This window comes from Bradyrhizobium sp. (genome assembly GCF_004799445.1).
Taxonomy (GTDB): domain Bacteria; phylum Pseudomonadota; class Alphaproteobacteria; order Rhizobiales; family Xanthobacteraceae; genus Bradyrhizobium.
This window is the reverse complement of the sequence record NZ_SSNA01000168.1, coordinates 1-16,542: the sequence shown is the minus strand read 5'-3', so window position 1 is coordinate 16,542 and position 16,542 is coordinate 1. Positions and strand designations below refer to the sequence as shown.

The 16,542-nt window shown below is 63.2% G+C and carries 14 protein-coding genes; 12 read left to right on the top strand and 2 right to left on the bottom strand.

From position 1 onward, the window contains the following. Window positions 1-296 precede the first annotated feature (296 nt). From E8A46_RS21585 to E8A46_RS21550, 8 genes are all read left to right on the top strand, one after another. Window positions 297-1,913 (top strand): ABC transporter substrate-binding protein, encoded by a 1,617-nt coding sequence (locus E8A46_RS21585; RefSeq protein WP_291565639.1) that lies wholly within the window; start codon window positions 297-299, stop codon window positions 1,911-1,913. Between the two features lie 86 nt (window positions 1,914-1,999). Next, the gene (locus E8A46_RS21580) at window positions 2,000-3,010 is read left to right on the top strand and encodes an ABC transporter permease (RefSeq protein ID WP_291565637.1); all 1,011 of its coding nucleotides are present in this window, start codon (window positions 2,000-2,002) and stop codon (window positions 3,008-3,010) included. A gap of 26 nt (window positions 3,011-3,036) precedes the next feature. Beyond that, window positions 3,037-3,909, top strand: a complete 873-nt coding sequence (locus E8A46_RS21575) for an ABC transporter permease (RefSeq protein WP_291565674.1) — start codon at window positions 3,037-3,039, stop codon at window positions 3,907-3,909. A 64-nt stretch (window positions 3,910-3,973) separates the two neighbouring features. Continuing rightward, window positions 3,974-5,821: an ABC transporter ATP-binding protein gene (locus E8A46_RS21570; protein WP_291565635.1), complete on the top strand. Its 1,848-nt coding sequence runs from the start codon at window positions 3,974-3,976 to the stop codon at window positions 5,819-5,821. Between the two features lie 103 nt (window positions 5,822-5,924). Continuing rightward, on the top strand, window positions 5,925-6,107 hold the full coding sequence (locus E8A46_RS21565; RefSeq protein ID WP_291565634.1) for a DUF4089 domain-containing protein: 183 nt from the start codon (window positions 5,925-5,927) through the stop codon (window positions 6,105-6,107). Continuing rightward, window positions 6,055-7,512, top strand: coding sequence for an AtzE family amidohydrolase (locus E8A46_RS21560; protein WP_291565632.1), 1,458 nt, complete (start codon window positions 6,055-6,057; stop codon window positions 7,510-7,512). Before E8A46_RS21565 ends, E8A46_RS21560 begins: the two co-directional genes overlap by 53 nt. A 2-nt stretch (window positions 7,513-7,514) precedes the next feature. Further along, window positions 7,515-7,925 (top strand): oxalurate catabolism protein HpxZ, encoded by a 411-nt coding sequence (gene hpxZ / locus E8A46_RS21555; protein ID WP_291565628.1) that lies wholly within the window; start codon window positions 7,515-7,517, stop codon window positions 7,923-7,925. Further along, window positions 7,922-8,659, top strand: coding sequence for a GntR family transcriptional regulator (locus E8A46_RS21550; RefSeq protein WP_291565625.1), 738 nt, complete (start codon window positions 7,922-7,924; stop codon window positions 8,657-8,659). The genes hpxZ and E8A46_RS21550 overlap by 4 nt, the downstream gene beginning before the upstream one ends. A gap of 147 nt (window positions 8,660-8,806) precedes the next feature. On the opposite strand, the gene atzF is transcribed toward E8A46_RS21550, so the two are convergent. Beyond that, window positions 8,807-10,603: an allophanate hydrolase gene (atzF, locus tag E8A46_RS21545; protein ID WP_291565622.1), complete on the bottom strand. Its 1,797-nt coding sequence runs from the start codon at window positions 10,601-10,603 to the stop codon at window positions 8,807-8,809. A 442-nt stretch (window positions 10,604-11,045) separates the two neighbouring features. Between atzF and E8A46_RS21540 the strand changes: the two genes are divergently transcribed. Continuing rightward, entirely contained in the window at window positions 11,046-12,260 is a 1,215-nt protein-coding gene (locus E8A46_RS21540; protein ID WP_291565619.1) for an ABC transporter substrate-binding protein, read from the top strand. Between the two features lie 9 nt (window positions 12,261-12,269). Here the strand turns inward: E8A46_RS21540 and E8A46_RS21535 are convergent, their stop codons facing one another. Continuing rightward, a complete protein-coding gene (locus E8A46_RS21535) occupies window positions 12,270-13,553 on the bottom strand; it encodes an NAD(P)/FAD-dependent oxidoreductase (RefSeq protein ID WP_291565617.1) in 1,284 nt (427 codons plus the stop codon). Window positions 13,554-13,800: 247 nt separating this feature from the next. Between E8A46_RS21535 and E8A46_RS21530 the strand changes: the two genes are divergently transcribed. The 3 genes from E8A46_RS21530 to E8A46_RS21520 all read left to right on the top strand — a co-directional run bounded on the left by E8A46_RS21530 (window position 13,801) and on the right by E8A46_RS21520 (window position 16,451). Next, entirely contained in the window at window positions 13,801-14,109 is a 309-nt protein-coding gene (locus tag E8A46_RS21530; protein ID WP_291565614.1) for a hypothetical protein, read from the top strand. A gap of 29 nt (window positions 14,110-14,138) precedes the next feature. Then, window positions 14,139-15,023, top strand: a complete 885-nt coding sequence (locus E8A46_RS21525; protein WP_291565612.1) for a sigma-70 family RNA polymerase sigma factor — start codon at window positions 14,139-14,141, stop codon at window positions 15,021-15,023. Between the two features lie 255 nt (window positions 15,024-15,278). Then, window positions 15,279-16,451, top strand: coding sequence for an ABC transporter substrate-binding protein (locus E8A46_RS21520; protein ID WP_291565610.1), 1,173 nt, complete (start codon window positions 15,279-15,281; stop codon window positions 16,449-16,451). The last annotated feature ends 91 nt before the right edge of the window (window positions 16,452-16,542 follow it).

Sequence of the window (16,542 nt, the reverse complement as noted above, 5' to 3'; positions counted from 1 at the left end):
CGCGCGAACCGGGTCCATCGTGCTCGCTGCGCGCCCGTCTTCGCCCCATTCAATGGCCATTCCGCCGGCGGGATCGCGCAAGGAAAAAGCGGCTAAAATATCTGCTCATCAAATAGGCATCGGCTTCCCTTTGTATGCAATGAATTTTTGCGTTTAGTTGCCCGGATTGGCTGCCTAAGGATCGATATCCAGAGCTGAATCAGAGGCTTAGCGCCTGAGTAGGAATCCGTTAAGAAATGGCACGAACCTTGCGACGCTGCTGCAAAGGCCGATTCCCTCGTGCGTTGGAGCGTCAGATGAAGCGCCGCGATTTCCTCAAATCCGTCTCCGGCATCGCCGCCGGCGCCGTGGTGCCGGCCCCCGCGATCTGGTCCTCCGCCAAGGCTGACGGCCGCTCGGAGACCCTGCTGGTCGTCACGGAGGGCGGTCCCAATAATCTCGATATCCATGGCGTTGGCACCAACCGTCCCGGCTACGAGACGTCGTGGAATTGCTACGACCGGCTGATCAGCCATGAAACCAAGACCCTGCCCGACGGCACGCTGTCTTACGATCGCGACAAGTTCAAACCCGAACTCGCCGAAGACATGAACATCGGCGACATGTCGGTCACCTTCAAACTGAAGAAGAACGCGAAATTCCACGACGGCACGCCGGTCACCGCCAAGGATGTCAAATGGTCGCTGGATCGCTCGGTGACGGTCGGCGGCTTTCCCACGGTGCAGATGAAGGCCGGCTCGCTGGTCGACAAGGAACAGTTCGTTCTCGTTGACGACAACACCGTCCGTATCGATTTCGCCAAGAAGGACCGCCTGACCATCCCCGATCTCGCGGTGATCGTGCCCAGCATCTACAATTCCGAGCTGTTGAAGAAGAAGGCCACGGAAAAGGATCCGTGGGCGCTCGATTACACCAAGAGCAACACCGCCGGCAGCGGCGCCTACAAGGTGACGAGCTGGAAGCCTGGCGTCGAAGTGGTTTATGAGCGCCACGACGACTGGGTCGGCGGCAAGCTGCCCCAGCTCAAGAAAATCATCTGGCGCACCGTTCCCTCGCAGGGCAATCGCCGCGCCTTGATGGAACGCGGCGATGCCGACATCTCGTTCGATCTCTCGAGCAAGGACACCTCGGAGATGAAGAAGGAGAGCAAGCTCGTCATCATCTCCAACCCGATCGGCAACGGCATGTACTCCGTCGAGTTGAACGTGAAGAATCCGCCGTTCGACAACCCAAAAGTCCGGCAGGCGGTGGCTTACGCGCTGCCCTATCAGAAGATCATGGATGCGGCGATGTTCGGTCTCGCCAATCCGCTGTTCGGGGGGCCGTCGAACAGCGTTACCGATATCGCATGGCCGGCCAAGACCGGCTACGTCAACGACATGGCCAAAGCCAAGGCGCTGATGGCCGAAAGCGGTGCGTCGGATATCGACACGACTGTTTCCTTTGACCTCGGCGCCGGCGATATATGTGAACCGATTGCGGTGCTGGTGCAGGAGAGCCTGGCCCAGATCGGCATCAAGACCGCGATCAACAAGATTCCGGGCGCCAACTGGCGCAGCGAGATGGCCAAGAAGTCGATGCCGCTGATGGTCAACTTCTTCTCCGGCTGGCTCGACTATCCCGAGTACTTCTTTTTCTGGTGCTATTCCGGCCAGAACGCCATCTTCAACACCTCAAGCTACGTGAACCCCGACATGGACGTCATGATCGACGGTGCGCGCGCCGCCGCGGCCATCGGCGACAAGGAGAAATATGCCAAGGACGTCGAGGGGTTCATCTCGAAGGCCTACAACGACGTCCCGCGGATTCCGCTGTTTCAGCCTCTCCTGAACGTCGCCACCCAGAAGAACATCTCGGGCTACGTTTACTGGTTCCACCGTCAACTCGACTACCGCTCGATCGTCAAAGCGTGAGGCGGACCGCGACAGCAGGGCTGCGCGACCGCCATATCCGGACCATTTCTCAACGCGGCTTCCGAAAATTCTGGGGCTAGAAGACCATGTTGATGATCCTGAAGCGGCTGTTGACCGTCATTCCGACCTTGATCGGTGTCGTGATCGTCACTTTTCTGCTCACCCGCGTGTTGCCGGGCGACCCCGCGGTTTATTTCGCCGGACCCGCCGCCACTCCGCAATCGATCGCCGAAATCCGAAAATCGCTTGGGCTCGACCGGTCGCTGCCCGACCAGTTCGCCCGCTATGTCAACGATCTCGCCCACGGCAATTTCGGCAATTCGCTGTCCACCGGACGTCCGGTGGCGACCGAAATTTCCAGCCGCCTGCCGGCGTCGGCGGAACTCACGCTGTCCGGACTATTGCTCGCGATCGTCATCGCGGTGCCGCTCGGGATCTTCGCCGCGGTCAAGCAGGGCTCCTTTATCGATCATTTGTGCCGGATCATCGCCACCGCCGGCGTTTCGCTTCCGGTATTCTTCACCGGCCTGCTGCTGGTCTACATCTTCTACTTCAAGCTTGGCTGGTCGCCCGCGCCGATCGGCCGGCTCGATGCCTTCGCCACGGCGCCGCCCGACATCACCGGCTTCTATCTGATCGACAGCCTGATCACCGGAAATTTCGAGTCGTTCCGCGCCTCGCTCAGCCAGCTGATTCTGCCGGCGGTGACGCTGGCGGTGTTCTCGCTGGCGCCGATCACGCGCATGACCCGCGCCTCGATGCTGGCGGTGCTGGCGTCCGAGTTCATACGAACCGCGCGCGCCAGCGGCCTCAATGGCCGCACGGTGATCCTCACTTATGCGTTTCGCAACGCGATGCTGCCGGTGGTGACGACGCTGGGCATGGTGTTCTCGTTCCTGCTCGGCGCCAATGTGCTGGTGGAGAAGGTATTCGCCTGGCCGGGCATCGGCTCCTATGCGGTGGAAGCGTTGCTGCAATCGGACTTCGCGCCGGTGCAAGGTTTCGTCTTGACCATGGCGGTGCTGTACGTGGCGCTCAATCTCCTGATCGACATGCTCTACGGCGTGATCGATCCGCGCGTGAGGCTCGAGGCATGACCGAAGCCAGTCTGACGGCGCCGCCGATGACCGAGGCGCAACCCAAGCCTCCCACCAACTCCATTTTCCGCCATGCGGTCTATGTGGTGGCGGACAATCCGGTCACCGGATTGTCCTTCGGACTGTTCGTCCTGATCGCGCTGTGTGCCCTGTTCGGCCCTTACATCGTGCCCTACGATCCGCTGGCCAGCGATACATCCGCGACGTTGCAGTCGCCATCGCTGCACCACTGGTTCGGCACCGATCTGTTGGGACGCGACATTTTCAGCCGCGTGCTGGCCGCAACCCGCCTCGACTTCACCATCGCCATCGCCTCGGTGGCGCTGGTGCTGGTGATGGGCGGACTTGCCGGAATAGCCGCCGGCTTCTTCGGCGGCTGGACCGACCGCATCGTCGGACGCGTCTCCGACACCATCATGGCGTTTCCGCTGTTCGTGCTGGCGATGGGTATTGTCGCAGCACTCGGCAATACCGTGACCAACATCGTGATCGCCACCGCGATCATCAATTTTCCGCTTTATGTCCGCGTCGCGCGCGCCGAAGCCAATGTCCGGCGCGAGGCCGGCTTCGTGCAGGCGGCGCGATTGTCCGGTAACGGCGACATTCGGATCTTGCTGGTGCACATCCTGCCTAACATCATGCCGATCATGATGGTGCAGATATCTCTGACCATGGGGTACGCCATCCTGAACGCGGCCGGCTTGTCGTTCATCGGCCTCGGCGTCAAGCCGCCGACGCCGGAGTGGGGCATCATGGTCGCCGAAGGCGCGACCAACATCATCTCCGGCGAGTGGTGGGTGGCATTCTTCCCGGGCGGCGCGCTGATGATCGCGGTGTTCTGCTTCAATCTGCTGGGCGACGGATTGCGCGATCTGGTCGATCCGCAGCGGAGGACATGAGCATGATCCGGAAAAGTGGGAACCGGTCTTCCGAAAAGATCATGCTCAAACAAATGGATCTGGCATGACGGCACCGCCGCTCCTTGACGTCAGCGATCTCACCGTGGAATTCGCCACCCGGCGGGGCATCGTCAAGGCGGTGCAGCACGTCAATATCGCCGTGGCCAAGGGCGAGACGCTCGGCATTGTCGGCGAGTCCGGCTCCGGCAAATCGGTCACATCCTACGCGGTGATGCGGATTCTCGACCGCGCCGGCAAGATCGCCGAAGGCTCGGTGATGTTCTCCGGCGTCGACGTCAAGGCCGCGACCGAGGACCAGATGCGCGACCTGCGCGGCCGCGAAATGTCGATGATCTTCCAGAGCCCGCGGCTGGCGCTCAATCCGATCCGCAAGATCGGCCACCAGATCGAGGACGTGCTGTTGCAGCATGTGCAGGTCGATCGCGCCCAAGTGACCGACCGGGCGATCGCGGCGCTGGAGCAGGTCAAGATCGCGCGTCCCCGCGAGCGTTATCATGCCTATCCGTTCGAACTGTCGGGCGGCATGTGCCAGCGTGTGGTGATCGCGCTGGCACTGGCCTGCAATCCGCAGCTTCTGATCGCCGACGAGCCGACCACTGGCCTCGATGTCACGACGCAGAAGGCCGTGATGGACCTGGTCGTCGAACTGACCAAGCGCCGGAGCATGTCGACGATCCTGATCACCCACGATCTCGGATTGGCCGCGGCCTATTGCGACCGCGTCGTGGTGATGGAAAAGGGCCGCGTGGTCGAGACCGCGCTGTCCGCCAATATCTTTGCCAGGCCGGAGCACGCCTATACCAGGAAGCTGATGCGCGCGACGCCCCGGCTCGGCGTCTCGTTGCGCGACCTGCTTCCGGAGGAGGAGGGGATGTCCACCTCGCCCCGCGTGCGGGGAGAGGCCGGATTGCGCAGCAATCCGGGTGAGGGGGACTCTCCGCGAACCGGGCATGCCGAGATAGCCCCTCACCCCAACCCTCTGAGAGCGAGCTCCGCTCGTCTCGACCCCGCAAGCGGGGAGAGGGAGAAGAAATCTGCAGGCGACGGCAACGCAAAGCCGCTGCTTCTGATCGAAAAGCTCGTCAAGGAATATCCGCGGCAGGGCGCCACCGCGACGCTGGCCAAACTGTTCTCGCGCAAGCCTCCAGCCGAGCCGGAACTGTTCCGCGCGGTTGACGGCATCAGCTTTGCCGTCGGACATGGCGAGAGCGTCGGCCTGGTCGGCGAATCCGGTTGCGGCAAGTCCACCACCTCGATGATGGTGATGCGGCTATTGGACCAGACCTCGGGCCGCATTATGTTCGACGGCGACGAGATCGGCGGCATATTGCCCAATGCCTTCGCGCGGCTGCCGCAGCGCAAGAGCATCCAGATGGTGTTTCAGGATCCGACCGACAGCCTCAATCCACGCTTCACCGCCGCGCGCGCGATCGCTGATCCGATCATGCAGCTTGGCGGCATCAAGGGACGCGACGCGTTGCGCGCCCGCTGCGAGGAGCTGGCAGGTCTGGTCGGCCTGCCGGTCAATCTGCTCGATCGTTTCCCGCATCAATTGTCCGGCGGCCAGAAGGCGCGCGTCGGTATCGCGCGCGCGATTGCGCTGCATCCCAAGCTTGTAATCCTCGACGAGCCGACCGCCGCGCTCGATGTCTCAGTACAGGCGGTGGTGCTGAATTTGCTGCAGGACCTCAAGCAATCCTTGGGGATGAGCTATCTGTTCGTTTCGCATGATTTGAATGTGGTGCGGCTATTGTGCGATCGTGTCATTGTGATGCGAACCGGGCGAATCGTCGAGCAAGGGCCTTCCGAACGGGTCTTGGGCGATCCGCAGGATGCCTATACAAGGGAACTGCTGACGGCGATTCCGCATCCGCCGTTGCCGGTTCACTAGAGCATGATCCGGAAAAATGGTAACCGGTTTTGCTTCGCGACAAACGCGTGGCGTTTGCGTGGAGATCATGCTCAAACCAAGAGTACTGAGCGCTGGAAGAACAATGGCTGTTGATCCGCTTGACGAATATATCGACGCCGCCTCGAAAATCCTGGGCCTGCCGGTCGAGGACGCCTGGAAGCCGGCGGTGCGTGCCAATCTCGAGGTGTCGCTGAAGCTGGCGCGGCTGGTGGATGAGTTCGCGCTACCCGACGAAACCGAGCCGGCCAGTGTCTTTGCAGCCTGATATCGCCGCAACCGCCGACCGCGACGGGCTTTCGGCCTTCGAAATCTCGCTGGCCGTGAAAGGCCGACAACTGTCGGCGCTCAGCGTGACCGACGCCGCGCTGGCGCGGATCGCGAAAAGCGATCCGGTCCTGAATTCATTCACCGACGTCACCGCCGATCGCGCGCGCGCCAAGGCACGCGCGATCGATGCCGCCATCGCGGCCGGGAACAATGCCGGGCCGCTTGCCGGTGTGCCGTTCGCGGTGAAGAACCTGTTCGACGTGCAGGGCCTGCCGACCCGCGCCGGGTCGAAGATCAACCGCGATCGTTCGCCGTCGCCGCGCGACGCCACGCTGATCGAGCGTCTGGAGGCGGCCGGCGCAGTGCTGGTCGGCGCGCTCAATATGGGCGAATACGCCTATGACTTCACCGGCGAAAATATCCACGACGGGCCATCCCGCAACCCGCACGACGTGACGCGGATGACCGGTGGCTCGTCGGGCGGCTCCGGCAGCGCGGTCGGCGGCGGCCTGGTGCCGCTGGCGCTGGGGTCGGATACCAACGGCTCGATCCGGGTGCCGTCGTCGTTTTGCGGAATTTTCGGACTGAAGCCGACTTACGGCCGCCTTTCGCGTGCGAGGTCGTTTCCGTTCGTCTCCAGCTTCGATCATCTCGGCCCGTTTGCGCGCAGTGTCGGCGATCTTGCGCTGGCCTATGATGCGATGCAGGGGCCTGACCCGGACGACGCCGCCTGCACGACACGGCCGGCCGAGCCGGTCTTGCCGTCGCTGGCGCAGGGTATCGGCGATGTCCGGATTGCGGTTGCCGGTGGTTACTTCCAGAAGAACGTCTTCCCGGAAGCGATCGAGGCGGTCGCCCGCATCGCCAAGGCGCTCGGCGTGACCCGAACGGTCGAAATTCCCGAAGCCGCGCGCGCCCGCGCCGCGGCCTATGTCATTTCCACCTGCGAAGGCGCGTCGCTGCACCTCGATCGCCTGCGCCAACGGCCGAACGACTTCGATCCGGCCGTGCGCGACCGGCTGCTGGCGGGAGCGATGATTCCAGCACCGATGGTCGATAAGGCGCAAAAATTCCGCCGCTGGTACCGCACCCAGGTGCTGGAACTGTTCAAGTCGGTCGATGTCATCATTGCGCCGGCAACGCCCTGCGTCGCGCCGAAACTGGGGCAGGCAACCTTCGTGCTCGACGGCGTCGAACTGCCGGTGCGCGCCAATATCGGCATTCACACCCAGCCGATTTCGTTCATCGGACTTCCGGTGGTCGCGGTGCCGGTGCCGCTCGAGCCGATGCCGATCGGCGTGCAGATCATTGCCGCGCCCTGGCGGGAAGATATCGCGCTGCGCGTAGCCTATGCGCTGGAGCGCGCCGGCGTGGTTGCGGCGCCACGGCCGAGGGGAATTTAGCCATGCAGGTCGATCTTCCCGACGTGCTGGCCGAGGTGACCGAGCAATTCGCGCGCTATGAGAAGGCGCTGGTGACGAACGACGTCGCCGTTCTCGACCAGCTGTTCCGCGCCGATTCCCGCACGCTGCGCTACGGCATCGGTGAAAATCTCTACGGCTATGACGCCATCATGGCGTTTCGCGCTGCGCGCTCGCCGGCAGGGCTGATGCGGCGGACCGCCAAGACCGTGATCACGGCCTATGGCCGCGACGCCGCCGTGGCCTCGACGCTGTTTTATCGCGACTCCGCGCCGGGCAAAGTGGGGCGGCAGATGCAGACATGGGTGCGGTTTCCGGAGGGCTGGAAAATCGTCGCCGCGCATGTCAGCATCGTCGACGATCCCGCGGATAAAAAGACGGATCAAAAGACATGAGTCTGGACGATCTTCCGACCGGCGTTCCGCTGGCACCCGCCCAGGAGACAAAGACGGTGGTTCGCCGCGTCGACCGCGCCGCGCCCTATCCGGACAAGATCACGCGCGCCGAGGAACTGCGCCTGCAATTGGCGGATGAAATCGTGCGCGGCGCGCTGCCGCCGGGAGCAGCCCTTGACGAAACCGACATTGCGCGACGTTTCAGCGTATCGCGCACGCCGGTGCGCGAGGCGCTGCGCCAGCTCGTCGCGTCGGGCCTGGTGGAGGCGCGGGCGCATCGTGGCGCAGTGGTGGCGCAGCCCTCGATCGAGCGGCTGACCGGGATGTTCGAGGCCATGGCGGAGCTGGAGGCGCTGTGCGCCGGCCTTGCCGCGGAACGAATGACGCCGACGGACCGGCACCGGCTGGAAGCGGTTCACGAGGAATTGCGGGTGCTGAGCCATGCCGGCAATCCCGACCGGTTTCACGAGGTCAATGAACGCTTTCACAACACGATCTATGCCGGCTCCCAGAACGACTATATCGCCGAGATCACGCTGGCGACGCGGGTGCGGGTGCAACCGTTCCGCCGCGCCCAGTTCCGCAATCTCGGGCGGCTGGCGAAATCGCACGCCGAGCACGACCGCGTCGTGGTGGCGATCCTGCGCGGCGACAAGACCGGCGCGGCCGCGGCGATGCGCGCGCATATCGAACTGGTGCGCGACGAATACGAGATCTACGCGGTCTCGGTGTAGGTCAAGCGCGCGAGGGCGGTGACGTCATGCCGTCATTGCGAGGAGCGAAGCGACGAAGCAATCCAGCTTTGTTGTCGCGATGGATTGCTTCGCGGAGCCCGTCATCGGGCGCGCATTCGCGCGACCCGTTGGCTCGCAACGACGTACTCACCCCGCCGCGGCTTCCGCCACAAAGGCGCGCCAGCCGCCGAACGCGGAAATCTCGCGCGCGCCGTCGACATCGGCGGCTTCGACGATGAAGCCCTTGACGCCGCGGCCGTCGGCGAGGCGCACGGTGCCGATCGACAGCGGCGGCGGGATGGCGGCGACGAATTTTCCGAATGAAGCGGCCGCCAGCGCCCAGATCTCCAGCTCGATCGATGCGCCGGTTGCCGCCGCCACCCGCAGCATGCCGGGTTTCGGCGGCGTGGTGTCCAGCGCATAAAGCCGGTAGTCGGGAGCGGTGGCCGTTGCCTCCAGCAATCGTCCGCCCAGCGTTTTCAATTCGCCGTTCAGCGCCATTCCCGAAAGGTGCGCGCCGACCACGGCGATCGCGATTTCGTCTTCGCTCAGGCTCGCCGAAAGATCCGCGAGCTGCGGCTGTGGCACGCATCCGGCGCCGAGCGTCAGTTTGGTGTCGGCCTGAAAGACACGGCCGATGCTGGCGAGCCGCGCGTCCTGGCCGGCCGGCGCCAGCAGCGTGATGCCGAACGGAATATCGTCCGGCCGGATCGCCGCCGGCACGGCGAGGCCGCAGAGGTCAAGCAGGTTGACGAAATTGGTGTAGGTTCCGAGCCTGGAGTTGAGCTCGATCGGATTGGCGAGCACCTGCGCCGTCGAGTACACGGTCGGCGCCGTCGGCAGCACCAGCGCATCGATATTGGCAAAGGCCCGTTCGGCGATGCGGCGCAGTGCCTGCAGCCGGTACAGCGCCGCGAAGGTGTCGGCGGCGGTGAGCCGTGCTCCGCCGGCGGCTATCTCACGCGTGACCGGATGGATCGCGTCCGGCGATGACGCCAACAGATTGCGGATGACCAGATAGCGTTCCGCCACCCACGGCCCGTCATAGAGCAGCCGCGCGGTTTCATAGAACGGCTCGAGATCGAATCCGACCAGCGTGGCGCCGAGTGCGGTCCAGCGCTTGAGCGCCGCGCCATAGGCGGCTTCCGAGGCCTTGTCGCCGAAAAAGATCAACTGGCCGTCGCGCGGCACGCCCAGCCGCAGATTGGCGGGAAATGCGGAAACCCCCGCCAGCTCCCGGTTGCGCGAGAACGGATCGGCGCCATCGGGGCCGGCCATCGCTCTCAGCACCGTCATCGCGTCGTCGACGGTGAGCGAGAACACCGAGACGCAATCGAGCGTCCGGCACGCCGGCACGACGCCGGCGGTGGAAACCAGCCCAAGGCTCGGTTTCAGCCCGACGATGTTGTTGAGCATCGCCGGCACCCGGCCGCTTCCGGCGGTGTCGGTGCCAAGCGCCAGCGGCACCAGCCCGGCCGACACGGCCACCGCCGAGCCTGAACTCGATCCGCCCGGAATCAGATCGCCGCGCATCGGATTGTTGGGGATGCCATAGGGCGAGCGCACGCCGACCAGGCCGGTGGCGAACTGATCGAGGTTGGTCTTGCCGATCATGATGGCGCCGGCGGCGCGCAGCCGCGCCACCGACGTGGCGTCGAGCGACGGCATGTAGGCATAAGCCGGACAGGCGGCCGTGGTGGGCAATCCGGCGACGTCGATATTGTCCTTCACCGCGACCGGAATCCCGTACAGCGGAAGCAGTGCGGCATCCTTCGCGATCAAGGCTTCGGCTTCCGCCACCGCGTCCGCCTCGTCGCGCAGGCTGATGAAGATGGCCGGATCGTTGTGATCGCGAATCCGCTGAAAACTTCGCGCGACGGTTTGCGCAGGCGACAGCTGGCCTGCGCGATGCGCGGCGACAATTGCAGCGACGGTTTCGGTCACGCGCGGCTCCGATCGGAGACGAGTTCAATCGGCAAATGCGGCAAGGGCGCCTTTCGAATCCAGCAGAGGAAGGGTCGGTTCGCCATGACTCACTGCACTCCGGGAAGGCGGAAATCCATACTCAACGAAGCAAGCGGTGTGCCATTGTGTACATCGGCGTGACGATATCCTATTCTGAAAATAGGGATGAAAGATCAGATCCTTGGAGGCTTTTCAGAGCGCCAATTGGGCTGCGCAAGCGAGACCGCGCCCATCGAACTTGCCTAATTTATGAGCAATACCGTATCGCTGCTGCAAGGCGCCCTTGCCGGGCGAGCACGCCAGATCTCGCCTCGCGCCAAACGTCCCTGGAGATGCCTGAAGGCGATGCTTCTGTCGAAGAGATAGGATACCCAGACTGTAACGAAAAAGAAGAAACAACAGAACAACAGGGAGGGCGACGATGAGGGGTCCAAGGTTTGGTCTGGCGCTGGCGCTGTCGTGCGCCGCATGGGGTCCGGCCCAGGCCGAGATTTCCGACAATGTGGTCCGTGTCGGCGTGCTCAACGATATCTCCGGCATCTTCCAGGACACCAACGGCATGGGCTCGGTGGAAGCCGCGCGGATGGCGGCGGAGGATTTCAACGGCGGGGGCAAGAACATCAAGGTCGAGATTGTCTACGCCGATCACCAGAACAAGGCTGACGTCGGCGCGGCGATCGTGCGCAAATGGCTCGACATCGACAAGGTTGACGCGGTGGTCGATGTACCGAATTCGGCGGTAGGCCTCACCATCAACGCGCTGCTGCGCGATTCGCCGATGACGTTCCTCGCCTCTTCAACCGCAAGCTCGGACCTGACCGGAAAGGCTTGCTCGCCGAACACCATCCAGTGGGTCAACGATGCCTGGGCCACCGGCAACACCACGGCGGCGGCGATGATGGCGCGCGGCGGCACCGACTGGTTTTTTCTCACGGTGAATTACGCGCTCGGCCAGGGCATCGAGGCCGAGGCCACCAACTATATCGAGAAGCACGGCGGCAAGGTGCTGGGCTCAGCCAGGCATCCGCTCGGCACCTCCGATTTCGCCTCGCTGCTGCTGCAGGCACAGAATTCGAAGGCCGGGGTCATCGGCCTTGCCAATGCCGGCGGCGACACCATCAACGCGGTCAAGCAGGCCGGCGAGTTCGGCATCAAGTCGGGTGGGCAGAGCCTGGTCGCCTTCCTGCTGTTCATCAACGACGTGCACGGAATGGGGCTGAAGGTCGCGCAAGGATTGCAGCTTCTGGAAGCTTTCTACTGGGATATGAACGACGACACCCGCGCCTTCGCCAGGCGTTTTAGTGCGCGGCCGGGCATGAATGGCAAGATGCCGAGCGGCAATCAGGCCGGCGTCTATGCCTCGACGCTGGCGTACCTCAACGCGGTGGCCGCGACCGGCAGCGACCATGCCAGGGACGTCGTTCCGCAGATGAAGAAATTCAGCGGCAAGGACAAATTGTTCGGCGACGTCACGATCCGTCAGGACGGCCGCGTGATCCATCCGATGTATCTGTTCGAGGTCAAGAAGCCGGAAGAGTCGAAATATCCCTACGACTACTACCGGCTGGTTTCGACGATTCCGGCCGATCGGGCGTTCCGGCCGATCGCCGACGGCGGGTGTTCGCTGGTCAAGTGAGAACCAAATTCAACGCACCACCTTGCTGCTGCCCTGGGTAATCAGCCGCGCCGCGCGCTGGTCGCGGGCGTGTATCCACAGCCAGCTGAGGGCGACGCTGAGCCGGTTGCGCAGCCCGATCAGGAAATAGATGTGGGCGATGCCCCATATCCACCATGCGATCGTGCCGCGCAATTTGATGCGTCCGAAGTCGATCACTGCGAGCCGCTTGCCAATCTGCGCCAGGCTGCCGGCATGCTTGTAGCGGAATGGCGGCAGCGTGCCGCCGTTCAGCCGCGCCTTGATGGTTGCCGCGGCATAGCGCCCCTGCTGTTTCGCTGCCGGTGCGATGCCGGGCACCGGTCTGCCGTCGGGGCCGGCGATCGTTACGGTGTCGCCGATGGCAAAGATGTCGGGATGACCGGGCACGGTAAGGTCTGGCAGAACCTCCAAGCGATGGGCGCGATCGGCGGGGGCGTTAAGCCATTCCGCGGCCCGTGAGGCGCGCACGCCGGCGGCCCAGATGATGGTTCTGGCCTCGAGCTTGTTGTCGCCGTAGACCACGCCGTCGGCCGAGCATTCGGTGACGGGTTGCCCGACCCTCACCTCGACGCCGAGGCTTTCCAGCGAGGCTTGCGCGTAAGCCGAGAGATCGTCGGGAAAGCCTGCGAGCACCCGCGGCCCTGCCTCGATCAGCACCACGCGCGCCTTGCGGGTGTCGATGTTGCGGAAATCCGGCGCCAGCGTGTCTTTTGCCAGGTCGGCGATGGTGCCGGCGAGTTCGACGCCGGTTGGCCCAGCGCCGATGATGACGAAGGTAAGCAGCGCTTCGCGCCGCTCCGGATCGGTCTCGCGCTCGGCACGCTCGAAGGCGACCAGGATTCGACGCCGGAGCGTGGTCGCATCCTCGAGTGTCTTCAGGCCCGGCGCGAACGGCTCCCATTCGTCATGGCCAAAATAGGCGTGGCGCGCACCGGTGGCGAGGATCAGGGTGTCATAGGGCAGGGTATCGCCATCATCGAGCAGCACGCGCTTACTCTGCGCGTTGACGCCGTTCACGTTGGCGAACAGCGTAGTCACCTCGCGGCGGTCGCGCATGAGATAGCGGATCGGCCAGGCGATCTCCGAAGTTGCCAGCGAAGCGGTCGCGACCTGATACAACAGCGGCTGGAACAGATGATGATTGCGGCGGTCGACCAGCGTGATCGAGACCGGCGCACCGGCCAGCCGATGCGCGCATTCCAGCCCGCCGAAGCCGGCGCCGACGATTACCACGCGATGCGTCTTGGACTGTGGCGGCTGCTCTGTCGTCATGGACGGCGACCTCCCGGTCGGAATTCTGCCTCCGTGTGATTAGTAGGCGCTAATCCGCTTCGGTCCAAGCCCGGATTCCCAATCGCCCGATAGCCGAAGCGTATCGTCAGCGGATTGACGTCAGGCAGGCGGCAAAGAAGACAGTCCTAGAAATAATTTTTTCGGCCGAATCCTTTGGGGGGCCCCGAGCGTCTATGGGCGCGAGATGCGACGATCTCAGTTTGCGAACCCTGCCATGGAGTGAACGATGAAACGGACCTTGATCAGGTACAAAACCAGGCCCGATATGGCCGACAAGAACGCAGAGCTGATTGCGGCGGTATTTGAGGAATTGAAATCCGCGCGGCCGGATGGCGTGCGCTATCTTTCGCTGCGGCTTGACGACAACAGCTTCATTCATTTCGTCGAGACCGACGCCGCTGACGGTTCAAGTGCGATTCCGAATCTGGCTGCCTTCAAGACATTCCAGAGCGGGATTCGCGAACGTTGTGCCGAGCCGCCGCTGGCGGGAGGTGTTACAATCGTCGGCAATTATCGCATGCTGAGCGAGCCATAGACCTTGGATTTGGAATTGTGCGAGGCAACATGAAGCCGGTCTCCGAAGCATCGGCGGCGGCTATTGATCGGTTGATCGTCGGGATGCGGCCGAAGCTGCATCGATATTGCGCCCGCATGGTCGGTTCGGTGATCGACGGCGAGGATGTGCTGCAGGATGCGCTGCTCAAGGCGGTGGTGTCGTTGGCGTCGGCCGGCGACATCGGCAATCCCGAGGGCTGGCTGTTCAAGATCGCGCACAATGCCGCGCTGGATTTTCTGCGCCGTCGTAACCGACAGGAAGCCCTCCATGCGGGCGAGGAGGTGGAGATGATCGCCGACCCGGCCGATACCATCACCAGCCGTCAGATCGCAAGCGCAAGTCTGCGCACCTTCATGCGCCTTCCGGTCGCCCAGCGCTCCAGCGTGGTTCTGACGGACGTGCTCGGCTATTCGTTAACGGAAGTCTGCGAGGTGATGGATTGCAGCCTGCCCGCGGTGAAGGCGGCGCTGCACCGCGGGCGGGCTCGGCTCCGCGAACTGGCAAGCGAGCCCGACGATTGGCCGCGTCCGGAATTGTCGGAAGCGGACCGTGATCGGCTTGGCGTCTATGTCGAGCGTTTCAACGCGCGGGATTTCGACGCCATCCGCACCATGATCGCTGACGATGTGCGGCTCGACCTCGTCAACAGGACCCGGTTGAGCGGCAAGGCCGAGGTTTCCAGATATTTCGGAAATTATTCGAAGGTCAAGGATTGGCATTTGGTGCCCGGGCTGGTCGAAGGCCATGCCGCCATCCTGGTGTTCGATCCGGGCGACCCGGGTTCGGGGCCGAAATATTTCATGCTGCTGCAGTGGTCGGCCGACAAGGTCGCAACCATCCGCGACTTCCGCCACGCGTCGTACGTCATCGACGGGGCCGAGTATCTGATCTGACGGACGGCGCCCGAAACGATTCTGCACTATAATTCTTGCCATCCACATCGGCCGCGAACTATGGTGCATGGCCGCTAGGGCATGGGCCGAAGGTTCTAAGCGGGAGCAGGCGGTTCGTGCTTGCTGCCGACCGGAGATTTCGCGCACAAAATAAGTCACTTCTGGGGGAGGGGGCCTGCGAAAGGGGACGCAGAGCGCTCCAGGACGGGACAATTCGTTTTGCTGGCGGGATAAAAAATGAGGAGGGAACGGGATATGAGAACAGCATTCTGGCTTGCGGGCGCGACGGCTCTCGCCCTGGCAAATCCTGCCTTGGCGGGGGACACGATCAAGATCGGGTTTGTTTCCACGTTCAGCGGGCCGACCGCCGTTATCGGCAACGACATGCGCAACTCCTTCGAACTGGCGCTCGATCATCTCGGCCGCAAAATGGGCGGCAAGCCGGTCGAGGTGATCTACGAGGATGACCAGCAGAAGCCTGATGTCGGCAAGCAGAAGACCGAGAAATTGGTGCAATCCGACAAGGTGGACTTCATCGCCGGTTACATCTGGTCGAACGTGCTTTTGGCTTCGCTCAAGACCGCGGTCGATTCGCAGACCTTCCTGATTAGCGCCAACGCCGGACCGTCGCAGCTCGCCGGCGAATTGTGCTCGCCTTACGTGTTTTCGACCTCCTGGCAAAACGACCAGACCCCGGCGGCGATGGGCCTCTACATGAATCAACGGGGCGTCAAGTCGGTGTTCCTGATCGGCCCGAACTACGCCGCCGGCAAGGACATGCTGGCCGGTGTGAAGAGCACTTTCAAGGGCGCGGTGCTGGGCGAGGAATACACGGTGTGGCCGAGCCAGCTCGACTTCTCGGCCGAGCTCACCAAGGCGCGCAACTCGAAGGCGGAATCGATCTTCGTGTTCTATCCCGGGGCTGCCGGCGTCCAGTTCCTCAATCAATATGTGCAGGCCGGCATCAAGGAGCAGATCCCGCTCTACACCGCTTTCACCATCGACGAATTGTCGCTGCCGCTGCAGAAGGACAATGCGGTCGGCGTTCCCGGCGCGCAGGAATGGGTCAACGATCTGCCGAACGAGCAGAACAAGAAGTTCGTCGAGGATTACCGCAAGAAGTATCCCGGGCTGCGCCCGACCTATTACGGCGCGCAGGCCTATGATGCCGCGCAATTGATCAATAGCGCCGTGGTGGCGGTCAAGGGCGACACCAGCAAAAAGGACGCGATGAAGGCGGAGATGGAGAAGGCGGATTTCAAGTCGCTGCGCGGTCCCTTCAAATACGGCAACAACCACATCCCGGTGCAGAATTTCTATCTGCAGAACGTGATGAAGGATGCCGACGGCACCCTCTCGCTCAAGACCATTGCCACCATCGTCAAGGACGACCAGGATCGCTTCCACGACAAATGCCCGATGAAGTGATCACGGCCCCTGTTCAAAACAGCGGCGGCGCTCGCGCCGCCGCTGTTTTCCTGTCGGCACATGTCTTGCAGATCGATAAATTCAGTGATGA